At 72.9% G+C, this 19,769-nt stretch carries 20 protein-coding genes; 13 read left to right on the top strand and 7 right to left on the bottom strand.

Annotated elements, in window-relative coordinates:
• Positions 1-23 precede the first annotated feature (23 nt).
• Both ABZU32_RS34755 and bldC read left to right on the top strand, forming a co-directional pair.
• A complete protein-coding gene (locus tag ABZU32_RS34755) occupies positions 24-902 on the top strand; it encodes a hypothetical protein (protein WP_354853035.1) in 879 nt (292 codons plus the stop codon).
• A gap of 320 nt (positions 903-1,222) precedes the next feature.
• A complete protein-coding gene (gene bldC / locus ABZU32_RS34750; protein ID WP_013133571.1) occupies positions 1,223-1,426 on the top strand; it encodes a developmental transcriptional regulator BldC in 204 nt (67 codons plus the stop codon).
• A gap of 391 nt (positions 1,427-1,817) precedes the next feature.
• Here bldC and ABZU32_RS34745 read toward each other — a convergent pair whose 3' ends face one another.
• The gene (locus ABZU32_RS34745; protein WP_354929262.1) at positions 1,818-2,444 is read right to left on the bottom strand and encodes a TetR/AcrR family transcriptional regulator; all 627 of its coding nucleotides are present in this window, start codon (positions 2,442-2,444) and stop codon (positions 1,818-1,820) included.
• Between the two features lie 235 nt (positions 2,445-2,679).
• On the opposite strand from ABZU32_RS34745, the gene ABZU32_RS34740 reads away from it, so the two are divergent.
• The 4 genes from ABZU32_RS34740 (at position 2,680) to ABZU32_RS34725 (ending at position 6,855) form a co-directional block, all read left to right on the top strand.
• Positions 2,680-3,768: a LacI family DNA-binding transcriptional regulator gene (locus tag ABZU32_RS34740; RefSeq protein WP_354929259.1), complete on the top strand. Its 1,089-nt coding sequence runs from the start codon at positions 2,680-2,682 to the stop codon at positions 3,766-3,768.
• Between the two features lie 134 nt (positions 3,769-3,902).
• Complete coding sequence (locus ABZU32_RS34735) at positions 3,903-4,151, top strand: hypothetical protein (RefSeq protein ID WP_354853027.1); 249 nt, start codon at positions 3,903-3,905, stop codon at positions 4,149-4,151.
• A gap of 107 nt (positions 4,152-4,258) precedes the next feature.
• Positions 4,259-5,131, top strand: coding sequence for an N-acetylmuramoyl-L-alanine amidase (locus ABZU32_RS34730; RefSeq protein WP_354929256.1), 873 nt, complete (start codon positions 4,259-4,261; stop codon positions 5,129-5,131).
• 74 nt (positions 5,132-5,205) lie between these two features.
• Positions 5,206-6,855: a beta-N-acetylhexosaminidase gene (locus tag ABZU32_RS34725; protein WP_354929253.1), complete on the top strand. Its 1,650-nt coding sequence runs from the start codon at positions 5,206-5,208 to the stop codon at positions 6,853-6,855.
• A gap of 24 nt (positions 6,856-6,879) precedes the next feature.
• On the opposite strand, the gene ABZU32_RS34720 is transcribed toward ABZU32_RS34725, so the two are convergent.
• The 3 genes from ABZU32_RS34720 to ABZU32_RS34710 form a co-directional block, all read right to left on the bottom strand.
• Positions 6,880-7,965 (bottom strand): quinone-dependent dihydroorotate dehydrogenase, encoded by a 1,086-nt coding sequence (locus ABZU32_RS34720; RefSeq protein ID WP_354853021.1) that lies wholly within the window; start codon positions 7,963-7,965, stop codon positions 6,880-6,882.
• 59 nt (positions 7,966-8,024) lie between these two features.
• Positions 8,025-8,732 (bottom strand): GAF and ANTAR domain-containing protein, encoded by a 708-nt coding sequence (locus tag ABZU32_RS34715; RefSeq protein ID WP_354853020.1) that lies wholly within the window; start codon positions 8,730-8,732, stop codon positions 8,025-8,027.
• A 595-nt stretch (positions 8,733-9,327) separates the two neighbouring features.
• Positions 9,328-11,427 (bottom strand): MMPL family transporter, encoded by a 2,100-nt coding sequence (locus tag ABZU32_RS34710; protein ID WP_354929250.1) that lies wholly within the window; start codon positions 11,425-11,427, stop codon positions 9,328-9,330.
• Positions 11,428-11,540: 113 nt separating this feature from the next.
• On the opposite strand from ABZU32_RS34710, the gene ABZU32_RS34705 reads away from it, so the two are divergent.
• The 4 genes from ABZU32_RS34705 (at position 11,541) to ABZU32_RS34690 (ending at position 14,536) form a co-directional block, all read left to right on the top strand.
• Positions 11,541-12,026, top strand: coding sequence for a MarR family transcriptional regulator (locus ABZU32_RS34705; RefSeq protein WP_354929247.1), 486 nt, complete (start codon positions 11,541-11,543; stop codon positions 12,024-12,026).
• 78 nt (positions 12,027-12,104) lie between these two features.
• Entirely contained in the window at positions 12,105-12,653 is a 549-nt protein-coding gene (locus ABZU32_RS34700) for an RNA polymerase sigma factor (protein ID WP_354853015.1), read from the top strand.
• Between the two features lie 38 nt (positions 12,654-12,691).
• Positions 12,692-13,942 (top strand): hypothetical protein, encoded by a 1,251-nt coding sequence (locus ABZU32_RS34695; RefSeq protein ID WP_354929244.1) that lies wholly within the window; start codon positions 12,692-12,694, stop codon positions 13,940-13,942.
• Between the two features lie 108 nt (positions 13,943-14,050).
• The gene (locus tag ABZU32_RS34690) at positions 14,051-14,536 is read left to right on the top strand and encodes a hypothetical protein (RefSeq protein WP_354929241.1); all 486 of its coding nucleotides are present in this window, start codon (positions 14,051-14,053) and stop codon (positions 14,534-14,536) included.
• Here ABZU32_RS34690 and ABZU32_RS34685 read toward each other — a convergent pair.
• Positions 14,487-15,461, bottom strand: coding sequence for an LLM class flavin-dependent oxidoreductase (locus ABZU32_RS34685; protein WP_354929238.1), 975 nt, complete (start codon positions 15,459-15,461; stop codon positions 14,487-14,489). The two genes, ABZU32_RS34690 and ABZU32_RS34685, sit on opposite strands and share 50 nt — an antisense overlap.
• Positions 15,458-15,880, bottom strand: coding sequence for a hypothetical protein (locus tag ABZU32_RS34680; protein ID WP_354929235.1), 423 nt, complete (start codon positions 15,878-15,880; stop codon positions 15,458-15,460). Before ABZU32_RS34680 ends, ABZU32_RS34685 begins: the two co-directional genes overlap by 4 nt.
• A gap of 290 nt (positions 15,881-16,170) precedes the next feature.
• Here ABZU32_RS34680 and ABZU32_RS34675 point away from each other — a divergent pair, with 290 nt between their 5' ends.
• From ABZU32_RS34675 to ABZU32_RS34665, 3 genes are all read left to right on the top strand, one after another.
• Positions 16,171-17,085: an SDR family oxidoreductase gene (locus ABZU32_RS34675; RefSeq protein ID WP_354929232.1), complete on the top strand. Its 915-nt coding sequence runs from the start codon at positions 16,171-16,173 to the stop codon at positions 17,083-17,085.
• Positions 17,086-17,282: 197 nt separating this feature from the next.
• The gene (locus tag ABZU32_RS34670) at positions 17,283-18,248 is read left to right on the top strand and encodes a sigma-70 family RNA polymerase sigma factor (RefSeq protein ID WP_354929229.1); all 966 of its coding nucleotides are present in this window, start codon (positions 17,283-17,285) and stop codon (positions 18,246-18,248) included.
• 150 nt (positions 18,249-18,398) lie between these two features.
• Positions 18,399-19,295, top strand: coding sequence for an alpha/beta hydrolase (locus tag ABZU32_RS34665; RefSeq protein WP_354929226.1), 897 nt, complete (start codon positions 18,399-18,401; stop codon positions 19,293-19,295).
• Positions 19,296-19,561: 266 nt separating this feature from the next.
• Here ABZU32_RS34665 and ABZU32_RS34660 read toward each other — a convergent pair.
• Positions 19,562-19,769 (bottom strand): hypothetical protein (locus ABZU32_RS34660; RefSeq protein ID WP_354929223.1); only part of this gene is annotated, 208 nt, incomplete at its 5' end.

Here is a 19,769-nt window from a genome sequence, read left to right as displayed (position 1 = left end):
CGCTACGTGGCACCATTCGAGATGTGCTGCCCTACGCCGCCTATCTCCGCGTCTACGAGCCGTTGTCCGCGTTCACCGAACGCGAGCGCGCCTTCTGGGCGGCCTACGCCGACTCCAAGGACCGGCCGCGCCGCGCGTTCGCCCTTGAGGCCGAGCACGCGGAGGCCGTCCGGCGGCTGCTGGGCGTCTCGGCGCTGCCGGCGCCCGGCGGCGAAAGCCTGAACGCCTACCTTCGCCGCATCGAGGAGACGCTGTACGTCTGCCCGTGGCAGAGCAGGCTGCGCTCCTGGCTGGCCTTCGCCCGCTTCCGCGGCGCCACCCCCGTCAAGCTGGCCGACCGCTTCGTCCCCCGCGCCATCGCCGAGCAGACGGCCGACGACTTCGACCGCTACAAGCAGCAGGGCGGTTCCTCCTCGCTGAGGACGCACATCCGCACCAGCACCTGGCACATCCCCGCCCCGTGGTTCGTGCCGTTCGACTCGGCCGAGCGCTGGCTCGTCCTCGGCCGCCAGGAGGAGCCGGCCACCGAGCCGGCGGCGCCGACCACGACCGCCCCGGCGCGCAACCTGCTCTACGTCACCTCCATGGCCCAGGCCCGGCGCAGGGTCGCGCGGGCGCTGGTGGTCATCCGGCGGCACGTGGGCGAGGTGAGCACGCTCACCGAGGTGGAGGAGGTCGGGCGCTGGCTGGAGGAGTTCCACCCGCACTCGCTGGTGGAGCTCGACTACGGCGGCCTGGTGCACCTCATGGACGACGCCACGCTGCAGTCCGACCAGTCCGCCGCCGAGCTGGCGGCCGCACTCACCGGACTGGACACGGGTCAAGAAGAACTGGCCTTCGCCATGTATCAGCGCGTGATCGTGCGCTGGAAGTCAATACAAGCCCTCGAATCGGCGAACTGAACCGCAAATCATGCACGTGACCTGCAAAAGTAGGTAACGGGAGTCACCAGCTCGCTTCTGCGAACTGAGTAGTTTGCCGTTTTCACTGCGATACCACGAAACGTGTCGCTAGAATCACCGAGCGTGACATCAACCCGTGGACAAGGCGTTGTGCTTACAGGGCTCGCCAATCGCTCTACGTGGCTGTATGGTCACATCGGGTGATACCACATATGGTCCAGAAAAATCCGTACTAATGGATCATTGAGGGACATCCGTGACAAGCGCCAACACAAGTCGCAGGATCGCTGTCGCCGGTCCACGGAGGAGAGGCCGCACAAATGTCAGCTCGTACACCCGAGGCCGAGCCACTGCTCACCCCGGCGGAGGTCGCCACCATGTTCCGCGTCGACCCCAAGACCGTTACTCGGTGGGCGAAGGCGGGCAAGTTGACGTCCATCCGCACCCTTGGCGGTCACCGGCGCTACCGGGAGACCGAGGTCCGTGCGCTGCTCGCGGGCATCCCGCAGCAGCGGTCGGAGTGAGGCGGAAGCCGCCAAGGTCCTAGGGGGGAGAACCGGCGCGCTCGCGTCATACATGTGAGTGAGCGCGTCCACAGAACCCATGATCGCGTCAGGCGGCCCGGGCCACCGGGGGAGGAGATGCCCCCGACTGCGCGTCCGGGCGACCACGATCGCGGCCATGGATCCGGTGTGAGCGGCGCCGCCCGCCCGGCGCCACCTCACCCGGTCATGCGGGTGCGTCCCGGTGGGAAACGGATTTAGGGCCTCCACCGCACGGAAGCCCTATCACCGTTCCCCGCGCGCGCTCCGCCCTCGAACGGCCCCGCACCCCGCGGCCGGACAATGCCGACAGGGCTTCCTGCCCGTGCCTCCGCGGACGCCGGGCCCGCCGGCGAACCACCGGCCCATTCCTCTACCCTTCCGCCTCCCGGCCCCCGTCCTCACCCGGGAAGTCCGCGAGCGACACGCCGGTCCGGCCGTCGTGACGGGCGGCGACCTCCAGCAGCGCCACCATCTGCTCGACGAGCAGGCGCTCCAGCTCGGGCCGCTCGATGTCGCGGTTCTCCAGCCAGTCGAGCCCCGCCGTCTCCACCGAGGCGATCCACGCCCGCAGCGTCGCGCGCAACGCCGGGCTCGGCTCGCTCACCCGTAACTGGTTGGTGATCATCTTGAACAGGCGCTGGCGGACCCCCTCGACGATCTCGCCCACCTCGCCCGCCCGGTTGGCCGGCCCGCCGCGCAGCAACGCCGCGAACCCGGCCGCGTGGTCCTCCACGAAGTCGAAGTAGCGGGTGAGCCCCGCGGCCAGCTCCTCGAAGGCGGTGCCGCCGTGCACGGGCCGCAGCCGTTCCTCCAGCTCCAGCGCCGCACTGCGCAACGCGGCGACGTACAGCTCCTGCTTGCCCCCGAAGTAGTGGTAGACCAGCGCCCGGGAGGCTCCGGCGGCGCTGGCCACGTCGTCGATCGAGACATCTTCGGCATCGCGCTTGCTGAACAGCTCCAGCGCGGCGGCCATGAGCTCCTCGCGGCGACGGTCCACGCTCAGTCGTCGCCGGACCGGGCGTCCGTCACCAGGATCGGCGCTGTCTCGCTCACCTGGGGCCCTTGATGTCGCACCCACAATGCGCACACTATCGAAGGCGGTGCCGGATAACGCGGCCCAAATGACCATCTGCCGAGCCGCGCAACACACCCGTACCCTCAACGCGACTCGATCGTTTGGTCTGACAGGTGCACATCCACTCAGCGTGGGGAGAACCATGTCAGGACCGTCCATGCAGGCGACCGATCGGTACCGTCCCGATCTCGGCACGGCCGAAGGAGGGCTGGGCGACGCCCAAGGGCCCCGTCCCCGGCCGACGATCCGGAACGTTGCAGAACGCGCGGGCGTCTCGAAGTCGCTGGTCTCCCTGGTGCTGCGGGGCTCGCCTCATGTCAGCGAGCACCGGCGCGAGGCGGTGCTGCAAGCGGCGCGGGAGCTCGGCTACCGGCCCAACGCGGTCGCGCGCAGCCTCGTCGAAGGACGCACCCACCTGGTCGGCGCGCTCGTCGCCGATCTGCACAACCCGTTCTACGCGGAGTTCCTCGACGGGTTGCAGGAGAGCCTGCACGGCGACGGGCTCCGGCTGCTGATCGGCAGCGGCCGCTGGGACCCGGCCTTCGAGGAGGAGGCCGTCGAGGCGTTCCTCGAGCTGCGGGTGGACGGCCTGGTGCTGCTCGGCGTCGCGCCGTCCAGCGAGACCCTGGCCGAGGCCGCCGCCTACACCCCGACGGTCGTCGTCGGCGAGCGCGACGTGGACCTCGACGGCGTGGACATCGTCGTGGACGACGACCAGCTCGGCGCGCGGCTCGCCGTCGACCACCTGGTCGAGCTGGGCCACCGGCGCATCGCGCACATCGAGGGCACCCCTTCCTCCTCGGCCCGCTTCCGCTGCGAGGGCTACCTGGTCGCGATGCGCAGGCACGGGCTCGCGCCGCACATCATGGTCGAGCACGGCGACTTCACCGAGGAGGGCGGCCGTCGCGCGGCTCGCGCTCTTCTGGAACGTACCCCCCGGCCCACGGCGATCTTCGCGGCCAACGACATCGTCGCCCTCGGGGTGCTGGTCGCGGCGAGCGAGCTCGGCCTGCGCGTCCCGGAGGACCTGTCGGTGGTCGGGTATGACAACACCCACTTGGCCGCGGTGCACCACATCTCGCTCACCTCGCTCGACCAGCCGAGACGGGCGATGGGCAGGTCGGCGGCCGCTCTGCTGAGCGACCGCATCACCGACCCGGGCAAGACCGCGCGGCTGCGCCAGGTGACGCCGCGCCTGGTGGTGCGGCACAGCACCGGCCCGGCTCCAAGTGATCCCCAAGGCTAGGTCAACATCCGAGGGATCGGCACCGTCCCCGTGTTGACTCGTAGCATGGCGCCGGCCCCGGCGCGCCGGACCGGTCCATCGGCCCGCGGCTGTCACGGGGGCAGCGGGCGGCCGGCGTCCGAGCGGGGGTAGACATGCGTGATCCTGAACTGGTCTCCTGCGCCCAGCGGGCGGCGGCCGAACTCGAACGTGCGTGGGCCCACTGGCGGGCCGCCCGCGGCAAGGACCAGGAGGGCGCCACCGAGTCGGTCGCCAGCTACGTCGCCCATTCCATCGACCATCCGTGGGGCCGGCCGCGCGTCGTCCTCGGCCTGGACGCCGAGGACGCGAGAGAGCTGGCCGCGCTGCTTCAGAGGCAGAACCTGGGCGAGCCCGCCTGGTGATCCTCCGGCGATCCCCGGGCGATCGCGCCGGTTGCCGCATACCGGCCGGTCCATCGCGGCGTTGCGCGTAAGTTGGAGGCGGACGGTCGTCGGCGAAGGGGATCAACGTGACCGGTCGAGCAATGGCCATATCGCTCCTGGCCCTGTGCGGGCTGGGCGTCACGGCGTGCGGCGCCACCGGCGCCGCGGCCACCGGGGCCGACGCGCGAAGCTCCGGCGCGCAGAGCTCCGGAGCGCCCGCGACCGCGCGGTTGAAGAGCGTGTCGGCCGAGCCGGGCGCGTCCTCGGCGCGGGCCGCGACCGACACCGCGACGCCCGCCCGTCCCCTCGCGGGCAAGGTCGTCGTCATCGACCCCGGGCACAACGGCGGCAACTACCGCCACCCCGAGGTCATCAACAAGAAGGTCAACGTCCTCACCCAGTGGAAGCCCTGCGACACCACGGGCACCGCCACCAACGACGGCTACTCCGAGGCCGCCTTCACCTGGGACGTCGCGAGTCGCATGGTCAAGCTGCTGAAGGCCAAGGGCGCCACCGTCCGGCTGACCCGCGACGGCAACTCCGGCGTCGGGCCGTGCATCACCCAGCGCGCGGCCATCGGCAACAAGGCCCACGCGAACGCCGCCATCTCGGTGCACGCCGACGGCGCGCCCGCGTCCGGCCACGGCTTCCACGTCATCATGCCGAAGAAGATCAACGGGCCGGTCGACCCGGTCGTGGCCCGGTCCAGAAAGCTCGGCCTCGCGCTCCGGGCGGCCTACCACGAGGGCACCGGCATGCCGTACTCCACCTACATCGGCAAGAGCGCGCTCGACTTCCGCAGTGACCTCGGCGGGCTCAACCTGTCCACCGTGCCGAAGGTCTTCATCGAGACGGGCAACATGCGCAACGCGAGTGACGCCGCCAAGTTCAGAGACCCGCGCTTCCGCCAGCGCGTCGCCGCCTCCCTGGTCGACGGCCTCGAGCGCTACCTCGGCTGAGGTCCTTCCGGCGCCGCGGCGAGCGGCGCCCGCCCACCTCGGCCCGATCATGAGCGGAATGGCATGATCTGAGAGTGGTCGATCTGATTCCTGGCCCTCGTCTGGTGCGCCCCGCTCCCGGCTCGTTCGCGTTCACGCCCGGCGGCCTGGTGTCAGGCCCGGCGGAGCTGACCGGCGCCGTACGGCGGGCGCTGGCCGTGCTCGACCTCGCCGGGGCGGCCGGAGGCGCTGAGACGGCGCCTGGGGCCGCTATCACCGTAGAGCGGGACGAACACCTCGCCGCCGAGGCGTACGCCGTCACAGTGACGCCTGAGGCCGTGCGCATCGTCGCCGGGGACGCCGCGGGCGCGCTGTACGCCGGGCAGACGCTGCGCCAACTGCTCCCCGCGGCGGCGTTCCGGTCGGCGGCCGTGCCGGGCACGGCGTGGACGGCGCCCTGCGTGCACATCGAGGACGCACCGCGGTTCTCCTGGCGGGGCGCGCATCTGGACGTGTCCCGGCACTTCCTGCCCAAGCGCGAAGTGCTCCGCATGATCGACCTGCTGGCCGTCCACAAACTGAACCGCCTGCACCTGCACCTGGCGGACGACCAGGGCTGGCGCGTCGAGAGCCGGGCCTACCCGCTGCTGCACGAGATCGGCTCGCACCGCGCGCGCACGACCACGGCGCACTTCCACGGCGAGCAGCGGTTCGACGGCACCCCGCACGGCGGGTACCACACCCTGGCCGACCTGGCCGAGATCGGCGCCTACGCGCGGGCCAGGGGCGTCACCGTCGTCCCCGAGATCGACGTGCCCGGCCACGCCTCGGCCATCCTCGCGGCCTACCCGCACCTCGGCGCCGACCCCGCCGCCTCCCACGAGGTGCTCGACCGCTGGGGCATCTCCCCGGCGATCCTTTCGCCGCTGCCCGGCACCGTGGACTTCCTGGCGGCGGTCTTCGCCGAGATCGTCCAAGCCCTCGGCGAGGTGCCGTACTTCCACATCGGCGGCGACGAGTGCGTTCTGGACGACTGGGCGTCCTCCGCCGAGATCACGGCGTACCGCCAGTCCCTGGGGCTGGACACCCCCGCCGAGCTGCACGCCCGTTTCCTGCGCGAGCTGGCCGACGTGCTGGCCGGGCTCGGCTGCCGCGCGGTGGTGTGGGACGAGGCGTTCGTCAGCGGCGAGCTGCGGGCGGACACGATCGTCATGCCCTGGCGCGGCATGGGCGTCGGGCGGCGCGCCGCAGCGGCCGGTCACGACATCGTGGCGACCCCCGTGTTCCCGCTGTACTTCGACTACGCCGAGGCGGCCTCGCCGGAGGAGCCCGTGGCCATCGGCGACACGGTCACCGTGGCCGACGTCGCGGCGTTCGAGCCGGTGCCGCCGTCGTGGACGCCGCAGGAGGCCGGCCGGGTGCTGGGCGCGCAGTTCCAGCTGTGGACCGAGCGCATCCCCGACGGCCGCACGCTGGACTACCGGGCCTGGCCGCGCGGCTGCGCGCTGGCCCAGATCACCTGGTCGGGCCAGGCCGCCGGTTTCGCGGCGGCGCTGCCCGCGCACCTTTCCCGGCTGGACGCCTACGGCGTGGAGTACCGGCCCGTGGAGGGTCCGAGGCCGTGGCAGCGCGGCGGCACGGGCGATCGGCGGCACCGTCCCGGGGCGGTGCCGGTGGCGGAGGTCATGCGGCGCCTCGAGGAGATGACCCACGAGGCCGACTCCACCCGCCCCAGCCTGGGCTGACCGCCGCCCCTCACCGGCAGGGCGTCAGGCGGCCCGCTCGCGGCCGACGCGGCCGACCAGCTCACCGACGGCGGAGTAGCCGTGGCGGCGCATCCGGCGGGCGAGCCCCCGGTTGATCCGCCAGGCCCACAACGGCCCCTCGTAGATCATCGCGGTGTAGCCCTGGACGAGGGTGGCGCCGGCCAGCAGACGCTCCCACACGTCGTCGACGCTCTCCACGCCGCCCACCGACACCAGCGCCAGCCGGTCGCCGACGCGGGCGTACAGCCTGCGCAGCACCTCCAGCGAGCGCGCCTTGAGCGGACGCCCGGACAGGCCGCCCGCCTGCGCCGCGCCGGCCGCCTCGGCGTCGGACAGCCCTTCGCGGCCGATGGTGGTGTTGGTGGCGATGATGCCCGCGAGCCCCAGCTCGACGGCGAGGTCGGCGACGGCGTCGATGTCGTCGTCGGCCAGGTCGGGGGCGATCTTGACCAGGAGCGGCGTGCGCCCCGCGGCCCGCCGCACCTGCGTCAGCAGCGGGCGCAGCACCTCGACGGCCTGCAGGTCGCGAAGGCCGGGGGTGTTGGGCGAGCTGACGTTCACCACCAGGTAGTCGGCGAGCGGGGCGAGCCTGCGGGCGCTCGCGACGTAGTCGCGCACGGCGAGCTCCGGGGGGATGACCTTGGTCTTGCCGATGTTCACCCCCACCACGACCGGCAGGCTCCGCGGGCGGCCCAGCCGGCGCGCGGCGTGCTCGGCGCCCCGGTTGTTGAACCCCATGCGGTTGACGACGGCCCGGTCTGCGACCAGCCGGAACAGCCGCGGACGCGGGTTGCCCGGCTGGGCGTGGGCGGTGATCGTGCCGACCTCGACGTGGCCGAAGCCGAAGGCGGCCAGCCCCTCGACGCACGCGGCGTCCTTGTCGAACCCGGCCGCGAGCCCGAAGGGGCTGGGGAAGTGCACGCCGAACGCCTGGACGCGCAGCGCCTTGTCGCGCGGCGCCAGCCTTCGGTGGAGCCGGCGCTTCACGACGGGGGCGAGCGAGAGGACCCGGAGCGCGCGGATGGTCAGGTGGTGCGCCTTCTCGGCGTCGAGCCTGCGGAGCACCAGCGCGAAGAGCAGTCGATACATCACCGCCCAGGGTATCCGGGTTCGGCCCGGCCGGCGTCCGGCCGGGGCCGGCCGGACGCTCAGCCTCCCGGAGGCGTCTGCTCGCCCAGGATCTCGGCGGCCAGGTCGGCGACGCGGCGGCGGCTGTCGCGGGCGCGCTTGCGCAGGCCGGTGAACGCCTGGGCCGCCGTCAGGTCGTGCTTGCCCATGAGGTAGCCGATCGCCCGTTCGATGACGATGCGGTAGTCCAGCGCGTATTGCAGCTGATCGGCCAGCGCGCTCTTCTCCTCGGCCTTGACCGCGGCGGCCAGCACCTCCTCTATGACGTGGGCGTAGGCGAGCAACGCCTGGGTGTCGGACTCCTCCCAGTCATGCGGTTCGGCCTGGTACACGTTGAGCGTGCCCACCGGGCCGTCCCCGAGCCGCACGGGCACGCCCGCGACCGCGCGCACGCTGGGATGCAACAACTCGGCGAGGTCGGGCCATCGCTCGTCCTTCTGGACGTCATAGGTGGTCACGGCGGCGTTGGTGAAGAACGCCGACACGCACGGCCCGTGGCCCACGGCGGCCTGGGCATGCTCCAGGCTTTTGCCGGCCTCGTCCGTGGTCACCAGGTAACGCAGCGCCTTGCCCTCGTCGGCGAACATCAGACCCGCTCCGGCGTAGCCGAACAGCCGGTCCACCACGCGCACGATGCGTTCCAAGTGGTGCACGACCCCGGTCGCCTCCGAGGCCTTCTGCACCCCTCTGAGGCTTGCGACCAGAGCCTCCGGATCTATACGTGTCATTTCCCATCCTCTTGTTACCTTCGCCCCTGCGCCGGCGCGGTCATGGAGAGGCATGCGTTTTCGCATTGCTTCTGCCCGAAATCGGGCACAACAGTCCAGCTTTCGCGGACGCCGAAGAGCGACAACCCGAAATACCCGGACGGCGTGGCGGTCCGGAGCGGGAATCAGGTACGCCGAACACACCGTCTGACGGACGGGAGTGATCGACGAGCGCGGCCGACGGCATGCGGAGCCTCAGCGCGCTTGACATGGTCAACGCCGGTGCCAATGGCGGTGCCACCTCCATATGAGGAAGCTCCGCGGACACAGGGCGGAATGATCTGCGGCAAAGCGTAGTGCGGCACGATGACTAGAGCCAAGTGGTTCGCACACCTGGTGGAAAGAATCATCGTGGCCGATGCGCCCCGTCGCGGCTCGTGCGGCTCGCGCCGCCCGCGCACCGCGACGCGGGGCTCCTGTTCAGCCTACGCAATACAGGGCACCCCCTCGTCCACGTCGCGGAGGAGGTGGTGCCCTGTATTGGGGCGGCCGGGCCCGCCGACCGGCCCATGAACCGTCAGGGGCCGCGGATCTCGCCGGGGGGCGTGTTGGACCGTTACCGGACGGACGCCTCGTGGACGCGGCCCTCGCGACCGGCCTCGGGCGCCGTCCGCCCCGGCGTGCCGGGCCACCAGAACCGCTCGCCCAGCAGGGTCACCAGGGCCGGGACGAGCACGCTGCGCACCAGCAGCGTGTCCAGCAGGACGCCGAAGCCGACGATGACCCCGATCTGGGTGAGGGTGATCAACGGGAGCACGCCCAGCACGGCGAACACCGAGGCGAGCAGGATCCCGGCGCTGGTGATCACGCCGCCGGTCACCGCGAGCGCCGCGACGATGCCGCCCCTGGTGCCGAGCTCCGGCGTCTCCTCCCTGGCCCGCGTGGTCAGGAAGATGTTGTAGTCGACGCCGAGCGCCACGAGGAACAGGAAGCTCAGCAGCGGCACGCTGAGGTCGAGCGCGGGGAAGCCGAAGAAGTGGGTGAAGGCGAACCATCCCGCGCCGAAGGCCGCGGCGAAGCTGGCGACGACCGTCAGCACCAGCGTCACCGCCGCCACCACCGACCGCAGCAGGGCCAGCAGCACCAGCAGCACCACGGCCAGCACCAGCGGGATGACCAGCCGCTGGTCACGGGCGGCGGCGTCGCGGTCGTCGAGGTCGGAGGCCTCGGGGCCGCCGACCACCGCCTGTGCTCCGGGCACGGCGTGGACGGCCGCGCGCATGGCCCTGATCGCCGCGAAGCTCTGCTCGGTGCCCGGCTCGGCGGCGAGCACCGCCTCAGCCCGCGTGTACTGAGGCGTTCTCTCCACGATCGTGACGCGGGGACTCCCCGGGATGCCGGCGGCCGCGGCCCGCACCTGCTCGGCGGCGGCCGTCCGGGAGATGATCACCACGGGCTGCGCGCTGCCCGCGGGGAAGCCGCGGGTCAGGGTCTCCTGGCCGGCGATGGCCTCCACCCGGTCGCGGAAGCGCTCGGTCTGCGCCAGGCCGCTGCGCACGCCGAACGTCCCGGCCGCGAGCACGGCGAGCAGGCCCAGGCTGACGGCGGCCATCAGGGCCGGGCGCCGGGCGACCGCGCCGCCGACGCGCGCCCACGGCCCGGTGCGCGCCGGGTCGTCCTGCCCGGCCTTCGGCGCGAACGGCCAGAACAGCCCGCGGCCGAAGCACACCATGGCGGCGGGCAGCACCAGCAGGGCGTAGGCCACGGCGGTGACGATGCCGATCGCCCCTGCCGCGCCGATGCCCCTGTTGAACGGCGAGAGCGCGAAGGCGAGCGTGCCGAGGGCGAGGGTCACGGTGGCGGAGCTGGCCAGGATGGCGGGGGCGGCCGAGCGGACGGCGCCGGTCATGGCCGCGTGCCGGTCACCGTGCAGGCGGAGCTGCTCGCGGTAGCGGGCGATGAGCAGCAGGGCGTAGTTGGTGCCCGCGCCGAACACCAGCACCGAGGTGATGCCGAGGGTGGAGTCGTCCACGGTCAGCCCGGTGGTGCGGGTCAGGACGGCGACGACCTTGGCCGCGACCTGGTCGGCCACGCCGATCACGCTCAGCGGCACCAGCCACAGCCAGGGGCTGCGGTAGGTCAGCAGGAGCAGCAGCGCGACCACCGCCGCCGTGACGGCGAGCAGGGTGATGTCGGCGCCCTGGAAGACCGCGGCCAGGTCGACCTGGAAGCCCGCCCCTCCGGTCACCTCGACGCGCGCCCCCGCGGGCAGCCCGTCCCGGCCCACGGCCCGGATCTTGCCGACCACCTCGGCCAGCCGGGCGTTCGACAGGTCCCCGGCCAGCGGCACGGTGAGCAGCGCGACGTCGCCCTTGCCGGAGTAGACGGGCGGCGGCGTCCGCCCGCCGACGGCCAACGCCGCCAGCTCGCGGGCGTCGGAGCCGACGGCGGCCCGGTCCTGGCCGGTCAGCGCGCCATCGCGGCTGTAGACGACGAGGGCGGGCAGCACCTGGCCGCTGGGCAGCTCCTGCCGCAGGCGGACCACGGTCGCCGACTCGGCTCCCTTGGGCAGGGCGGCGGCCGGGTCTGTGTCGACCTCGGCCGCGCCGCCGAACGCGAGCGCCAGTCCCGACAACAGCAGGGCCACCGCCAGCGTCGCCCACTTGCCACGGGCACCCCACAGCGCCGTCCAGCCCATATGCTCTGGTCGTCTCATCGCGGTCGTCCCATCGCAATCGTTTAAGTGGTGGAATATTTCTACGATGGAAAGATTAGGTCGCGAGGAGTTCCCCGGCAACCGCCCGCGCACGCGACGACAAGGAGGCCACCGTGAGGGCAGACCAGCCCGGCGGCGACGCCGCGAGCCCTCTTGAGCTGATCACCATGATGCGGCGGCTCAACGTGGAGCTGGACCGGTTCGTCGAGCGGTTCGCCGTGGACCACGGCCTGCACCGCACCGACCTGAACGCCGTCGTGGTCATCATGGACGCGGCCCGCGACGGACGGCCCCTCACCCCCGGCGCCCTCGGCGCCGCGCTCAACCTCAGCGCCCCCGCGACCACCGCGCTGCTGAACCGGCTGGAGCAGGCCGGCCACGTCCAGCGCACACGCAGCGAGACCGACCGCCGCAAGGTCGAGCTGGCCCTGCAGGCCCAGGCCATCGCCCTGGCCAAGGAGTTCTTCACCCCGCTCGCCCGGCACCTGTCGGCCTCGCTGGAGGAGTTCGGCGACGCGGAGCGCCAGGTGATCCACCGCTTCCTCACCTGCAGCATCCGGGCCTCCGTCGCCGCCCGCGGCGCGTCCGCCGTCGACTGAGGTCCCCCCACGCGGCCGCGTCGCCCAGGTTCTCGCGCGGGGACGGTAATCGGGGGCCGTCTGGAGGGACTACTGGTCGTGGACGATCCCGAAGAACGATTCACCGCCCTCTACGACCGGCACTACCGGAGCGTCCTGGGCTACGCCCTGCTGCGCGCCGAGCACGCCGTCGCCGAGGACGTCTCCAGCGAGACCTTCCTGATCGCCTGGAGACGGCTGGACGAGCTGCCCGAGCCGTCGCTGCCCTGGCTGCTCGGCGTCGCACGCAACCTTCTGGCCAAGCAGCGCGACTCCGGCCACCGGCGCCGGGCGCTGGTCGAGCGCGTCGCGGCCCTCACGACCGCGCAGGACCACCAGAGCTGGGACGTCGCCGAGCACGTCGTGGACAGGGAGGCCGCGCTCGCCGTGCTGGCCTCGCTGCCCGAGCAGGACGTGGAGGCGCTGGCGCTCGCCACCTGGCACGGGCTGCCGCCCGACCAGGCCGCGGCCGTCATGGGCTGCTCGACCCGCACCTACAACGTCCGGCTCCACCGCGCGCGCAAGCGCCTGCGCAAGGCACTGCGCGCCGAGCCGCCCGCGCGTCCGCACCCGCGCGCCCCCCATGGCCGGTTCCTGGAAGAGGCCTGATGCCGCACCCCTCAGCACGCCCGCACAAGGAGCACGACGTGACCGACCAGATGTTCGCCCGGCTCAAGCCCTCCGTGATCGACGAGCTGACCGAGGAGACCTACCACCGCCGCCGCGCCGCCGACCTGGCCCGCGCGCTCGCCGCTCCCCGCGCGGCCGGCGCCCCGCCCGCCCGGCGGCCGTTCCGCCGCGTGCCGGCGCCCGGCCGCCCGGTCCTGCTGGTCGCCGGCGCCACCGCCGCCGGGCTCGCCGCCGCGGCGATCGTCGTCCCGGGCCTGGCCGCGCCGCCCGCCCGTCCGGGCACGCCGTCCGTGTCCGCGACGGCCGGCGCCACCGCCCCGCCCACCCTGGACGCGCGCTCGGTCCTGCTGGCCGCCGCCGCGACCGCGGAGCGCGCGCCCGCCGCGTCCGGCCGGTACTGGTACACCCGTGAACACGTCGCCCAGAAGGTCCGGGAGATCCCCGGCCGGTACGAGACCGCGATCAAGGCGCTGGCGGCCGAGCTGCAGGCCAAGCAGCGCGAACTGGCCGGCGACCCCGGACGACTGAAGGCCTACACCGAGGACTTCGAGCGCAGGGTCACCGAACTGAAGCGGACCGCCGCCTCGTCCACGGCCGTGCCGTTCGCCGCCCTCACCGAGGAGACACAGGAGTCCTGGCGGGCCCGCGAGAAAGGCGACCACAACCGCACCGTGCGTGACGAGCAGGGCAGGGTCGTCTTCGCCTCCCCGGCCGACGAGGCGAAGTGGAAGCGGATGGGATCGCCCAGGCTCACGCAGGACAGACCGCGGAGCCAGGACGACGACCTCGATCTGGTGCTGTCCATCGGCAACCCGCAGCTGACCATCCGCAACGTGTCGCGGCTGCCGGCCGACGCCGGCGGGCTGGCCGGCCGGCTGCGCGAGCTGTACCGGCGGAACGCCGCCGACCGGCCCGAGGACACCACCTACGCCCTGTACCTGTGGCAGACCGGCCTGGACCTGCTGACGGCGCCGATCACCCCGGGGACGCGGTCGGCCCTGTTCCTCGTGCTCGCCGGAGAGCGGGGCCTGGTGTCCGAGGGCCGGGTCACCGACGCCCTGGGGCGCGCCGGTGTCGCGCTCTCGGTGAGCGGGCCGGGGGACGACGGTGAGGATGACGCGATCGGCTACCGGCTGGTCCTCGACGCCGCGACGTCGCAGGTTCTGCAGTACGAGGTCACCGAGAAGGGGAGCGGCACGCCGCTCCTGCGCGTCGCCTACGAGGACATGGCCTGGGTGGACCGCCTCGGCGAGCGTCCGCGCCGCTGAGAACACCGGCACGTCCAGGGGTGCTATTCGATTGCAGCGCGGGATCAAGGGAGGTGCAAGCGACCCCGAGCACACTGCGGTCATCACGAACAGAAAGGACCGCCTCCGATGAGGATCACCCGCACCCTGACCGGCCTGGCCATCGCCTCCGCTTTCGTCGCGCTCGCTCCCCTCGCCGCCGACGCCGAGGCCGGCTCGTCGGACGCGGTCGCCGCCCACACCCGAACCTGGGGCTCCTACTACGCTCCCTCGCACGCGGCCAAGGCCCTCGGCTCCCTCACCGCCACGGGCGAGGACCACGCGGACCTCCCGGTCGCCGCGACCGTGAAGATCTCCGGCAAGGTCACCGACCTCACCCGCAAGGCGGCGTGCGGCTGGGCGGTCTTCCGCATCACCTACCGCGACGGGACGAACCTGCCCTTCAAGGAGCAGAGCGTCCGCGACTGCTCCTACGGCTCCCCCAAGCCCTTCTCCCTGCGCTACCGGAACGTCTACCAGGTCGAGCTGAAGGTCTGCTCGGAGCGCAAGGCCGCCAAGCCCTCGCTCAACTGCCTGTACGCGGGGACGTGGAAGACGCTGTACCTGTCGAAGTGAGCGCGGCGAGCGACTCCATCTGGCGGAGCTGCTCGTCCACCGAGGAGGCGGCGACGCGGCACACCACGTGCCGCGCCCCCGCCTCCGCGTAACGCGCCAGCGTCGCGGCCACCCGCTCGACCGGCCCGGCGACCATGAGCTGGATGGTCCGCACCAGCTCGTACGGCCGGCCGTAGGTCGCCTGGCAGTAGGCGGAGAGCTCCCGCTCACCCCTCTCGGGGTCGTCGGTGACCAGCACGGTGACGAACAGCGCCGGAGTGACGGCGCCGGGGTCCCGGCCCGCCGCCTCGGCGGCCCGCCGGACCGCCGCCAGGCCCGTCCGGTAGCCGCCGACCTCGGGCGGGTAGGGCAGCCAGCCGTCGTAGAGCCCTCCCGTGCGCTCCAGCGCCGACGGGCTCCCCCCGGCCAGCCAGATCGGCGGCCCGCCCGGCCGGTACGACGGCGTGGACTCCGGCAGCTCCGCGAGGCGCAGCACCCGGCCGTGGAAGCTCCGCCCACCCGACCACAGGGTCCGCCAGAGGGCCACCGTGTCGTCCAGGCGGGCGAAGCGGCGCTGCCAGGGCACCTCCGACACGGCGTACTCCGGCTCGGAGCGGCCGGGGAAGCCCGCGCCGACGGCCACGACCAGCCGGCCGGCCGACAGGTGGTCGACCGAGGCCAGCTCCTGCGCGGCGGTGACCGGACGGCGGAAGGCGGGCAGCAGCGCCGCCGTGCCGAGCGTCACCCGTTCCGTCACCGGGGCGAGGGCGGCCAGCATGGCCAGCGGCTCGATCCGCGCGCCGAGCAGGGTGTCGTTGACCCACACCGAGTCGAAGCCGAGCCGCTCGGCGTGGACGCCGACCTCCACCAGCCGCCGGGCGTCGGCCCACTGGCTCGCATTGGTGGGCAGCAGCACGCCGAGGCGCGTGCCGGCGAGCCCGGTCATGCGCCCGGGAACTGGTAGTCGGCGGCGATGCGGCCCTCCTCGTCGAGCCGGAGGAACTCAAGGCCACCGCCCACCGCCTCGCCGCCGCCGACCGTCACCATCTCCCAGGAGAAGGTGACGACGTCCCGCAGGCGGACGGCCGCGTCCCTCGCGCGGAAGGTGTACTCCCCCGGCGCGACGAACTCCTCGTAGGCCCGCGCCACCCGCCATTCGATCGCGTCGTGCCCGTGGGCCTCCAGGGCGCTGGAGGCGAAGCCCAGGCCGGCGGCGGCCTCCCGCATCTCCTGGGGCGGCTGGAGGATGTGGGCGCCCCCTTCGGCCCACAGCTCTCGCACGGCCTTGCGGCGCGCCTTCGGGTCCGGCTCGTTCCACATGGCGACGTATCGTCCGGCCAGGTCGCGCACATCGATGTCGATCACTTCTGCTCCTTGTCCAATGCTGTTCACGGCCCCCGGGAACCCGGCGCCGTCCGCGGATCCGGAACCGTGCGGCACCCGGGAACCCCGGGAACTCGCGGCACCCGGGAAGCCCGCGGGCCGTTCGGCGGTACCCGGGAGGCACAGGGCGTTCGCGGTACCCGGGAATCGTCGGAGAGGGGGCCGGGGCCCGGCAATTCCGTCCGGGGAATGACCGGGCGGCCGGCGGCGCCGCCCGGGACGCGCCGGGGGACCGCCGGGAAATGTCGGTGGGGACTGCCACGATCGGGGGCATGAGTGAGAGCTTGAGCGGGAAGGTGGCCCTGGTCGCGGGGGCGACGCGCGGGGCGGGGCGGGCCATCGCGGTCGAACTCGGCGCCGCCGGGGCCACGGTGTACGTGACCGGCCGCAGCACGCGCGGCCGGCGGTCCGAGATCGACCGGTCCGAGACCATCGAAGAGACCGCCGAGCTGGTCGCGGCCGCCGGCGGCGAGGCGATACCGGTGCAGGTCGACCACCTGGAGTCCGACCAGGTGAAGGCCCTGGTCGAACGCATCGACCGCGAGCGGGGCCGGCTCGATGTGCTGGTCAACAACATCTGGGGCGGCGAGAAGCTGTTCAGCTGGGATCAGAGGCTGTGGGAGCACTCGCTGGACACCGGCCTGCACATCCTGCGGCTGGCGATCGACACCCATATCGTCACCAGCCACCACGCCCTGCCCCTGATGATCAGGAACCCCGGCGGCCTGGTCGTCGAGATCACCGACGGCACCGCCGAGTACAACGCCGAGAACTACCGCGTCTCCTTCTTCTACGACCTCGCCAAGACCTCGGTGATCCGCATGGCGTTCGCGCAGGCCAAAGAGCTGGCCCCCCACGGCGCGACCGCCGTGGCGCTCACCCCCGGGTGGATGCGTTCCGAGATCATGCTGGACAACTTCGGCGTCGCCGAGGCGAACTGGCGTGACGCGCTGTCGGTCGAGCCGCACTTCGCCATCTCCGAGACGCCCGCCTACACCGGCCGGGCGGTCGTGGCGCTGGCCGCCGACCCCGACGTCGCGCGCTGGAACGGCGCCTCGCTGTCCAGCGGCGGGCTGGCCCAGGTCTACGGCTTCACCGACCTGGACGGCAGCCGTCCCGACGCCTGGCGCTATCTGGTGGAGGTCCAGGACCAGGGCCGAGCAGCCGACCCCACCGGCTACCGCTGACCCCTCCCGGCCGTCAGACCCCTTAGCGCTTTGCGCAGGTAGGGTGGCTTTCTGGTCGCCGGGTGGGCTCGGGGGACACCGCGCGCCGGTTCGATGGCGCGGTCGAGATCGGGGGAGAATCCGGCGGACATCGAACTTTCCGGCGGGGCGCCGCATCCGGTGGGCGGGGCGTCCGGGGCCACGGAAAGGAGAGCGGTGTGCTGCCCGAGGCGGAGTCAGACGTCGAACTCGTGCTCGCCGCGCGGTCGGGGGACGCGGCGGCGCTCGGCCTGCTGGTCTCCCGGCACCTGGCCGGCATGAAGGCGGTCGCGCTGAGCGTGCTCGGCTACGGGCCGGACGCCGAGGACGTCGTCCAGGACGCCGCGCTGGTGGCGATGCGCCGCATCGGCGAGTTGCGCGACCCGGCGGCCGTCGGCCCGTGGCTGCGGGCGATCGTCCGCAACGGCTGTCGCATGCGCCTGCGGGAGACCCGCGCCGTGCCGGTGGACGACATGGAGACCCTGGGCCTGCCGTCGGCCGAGCCGACGCCGGAGGATCTTCTGCAGGACCGCGCGCTGCGCGACTGGATCTGGCACGCGCTGGACGAGCTGTCCGAACCGGTGCGCCTGGTGGCACTGTTGCGCCACTTCAGCGACGTGTCGTCCTACGAGCAGATCGCCGCGCTGTGCGGCGTGCCCGTCGGCACCGTCCGCAGCCGGCTCAGCCAGGCCAGGGCCAAACTGACCGAGGCGCTGCGGCGCACGGCCGACCTGGCGCACGACGACTCCGCCGCCTTCGCCAGGGCGCGCCGGCGGGAGGCCGAGGAGATGCTGGCGGCGGCGCAGCGGGGCGGGTTCGCCGGGGTCATCAGGGAGCACTGGCGGCCCGACGTCGAGTTCATCGGCCCCAACGGCGAACGCGCGAGGGACGATCGCGCGTTCGCGCTGCGCGGCATGGAGACCGACCTCGCGCACGGCGTCCGCCAGCGCATCGCCAACGTGGTGGCCGGCCGGGACCTGACGATCTGGGAGGCCGACCTGATCAGCCCGCCGGACGACCCCGCCCACTGCCCGCCCGGCGTGGTGTGGCTGCACGTGCTGCGCGGCGGCCGGGTCCAGCGCCTGCGCCTGTTCCACCCCCGCCCGGCCGATCCAACGCCTGGCTCCGGCCCTTCGGCCGCCTGAACCCGCCCTTCGTGAAAAAGACGACGGGAGACCGAACTTCTCCCCCGGTCGGCGCATCCGGTCGGTGTTGGCACGGGCCGGCCGGGAGGCCGGGTCCGTGATCTCGCTGAGGCCCGGGTCCGCCGGGCCATGATCGTGGGGAGAAGAAGGATGGTTTCCACCGCTACCGGCGCGCTCGCGCGGGGGACGCATGAGATCGTCATCGACGGGGTGCGGCAGGTGTTCCACGTCGCCGGCTCCGGGCCCGTGTGCGTGGCGCACTCGGGCGGGCCGGGCATCGCCTGGGAGTACCTGCGCGTCCCGGCCCTGGAACGGCATCTGACCATGGTCTACCTCGAACCGGTCGGCACCGGCGACTCCGGCCGCCTCGCCGATCCGCGCGACTACCGGCTGGAGGTCTACGCGCGGTTCCTGCACGGGGTGATCGAGTACCTCGGCGCGCCGCGGGTCTTCGTGCTCGGGCACTCGCACGGCGGGTTCGTCGCGCAGCGGTACGCGCTGGACCACCCCGACCGGGTCGCCGGCCTGATCCTGTTCGGCACATCGCCGGTCACCGGGGAGGAGTTCTGGGGCGCCGCGATGGCGGAGGTCGGCCGGTTCCCCGAACGCCACCCCGGCCGGCCGGAGGCGTCCGGCGTTCCCGGCGCCTTCCAGGAGGCGCTGGCCGCCGCCACCGACGAGGACTACACGACCTCGCTCCGCCGGATCCTGCCGCTCTACTTCGCCGACTACTGGACCCACGCGGAGGCGCTCGCGCCGATGCGGGACGGTCTGCGCGCGTGGATCGACCCGATGCGCGGGGAGGAGCCGGCGCCGTTCGACGTGCGGGACACGCTCGGCTCGATCGCGATCCCCACGCTGGTCGTCGCCGGAGCCCATGACTTCATCTGCGGCACCCGCTGGGCCAGGCTGCTGCACGACGGCATCCCCGGCTCGCGCCTCACCGTCCTGCCCGACAGCGGCCATATGGGCCACCTGGAAGAACCCGAGGCGTTCACCCGCGCGGTCGCCGGCTTCGTCCGGGAATCGGCACAGGCCGAACGCTGACCGTCCACCGGCGGCGGGCCGATCGCCAGGCGGCGGGCGCCCGCGCGACCGGCCCGTCGTGGGACGCCGCGCATCAGGCGGCGGCGTGGCGTCCAGGTCGGCGGCACTCCGGCATGCGGGTGGACCCCCGGCGCGTGGGGCGCCGGGGGTCCACGGTGGGATCACCCGATCCGGAGTGTCCGGCCGCGCTCACCGGCTCTGGCCTGCCGCGGGACGGTGGCCGCCGGTCTCGGAAGAGCCGCGGTGGGTGGCCGGGAGGAAGTGGCTTAGAAGAAGTCGCGGTACTGGCCCCAGTCGTAGTGGCCGCGGTAGCCCTCGCCGACGCGGATGCGGAAGTCGTCGAAGCTTCCCTTGCGGAACTTGCCGGTGAAGTGGGAGTCGCCGTAGCGGTTGCCGCGGTAGATGCGCGAGTGCCAGCCGTTGTCGTCGTGCCACTGGAAGTCGATGTAGGAGTAGTCGCGGTCGCGGTCGCGG

The sequence above is a fragment of the Sphaerisporangium sp. NPDC005288 genome, from assembly GCF_040607475.1.
GTDB classification, from domain to species: domain Bacteria; phylum Actinomycetota; class Actinomycetes; order Streptosporangiales; family Streptosporangiaceae; genus Sphaerisporangium; species Sphaerisporangium rhizosphaerae.
This window is presented reverse-complemented; position numbering and strand designations above follow the sequence as displayed.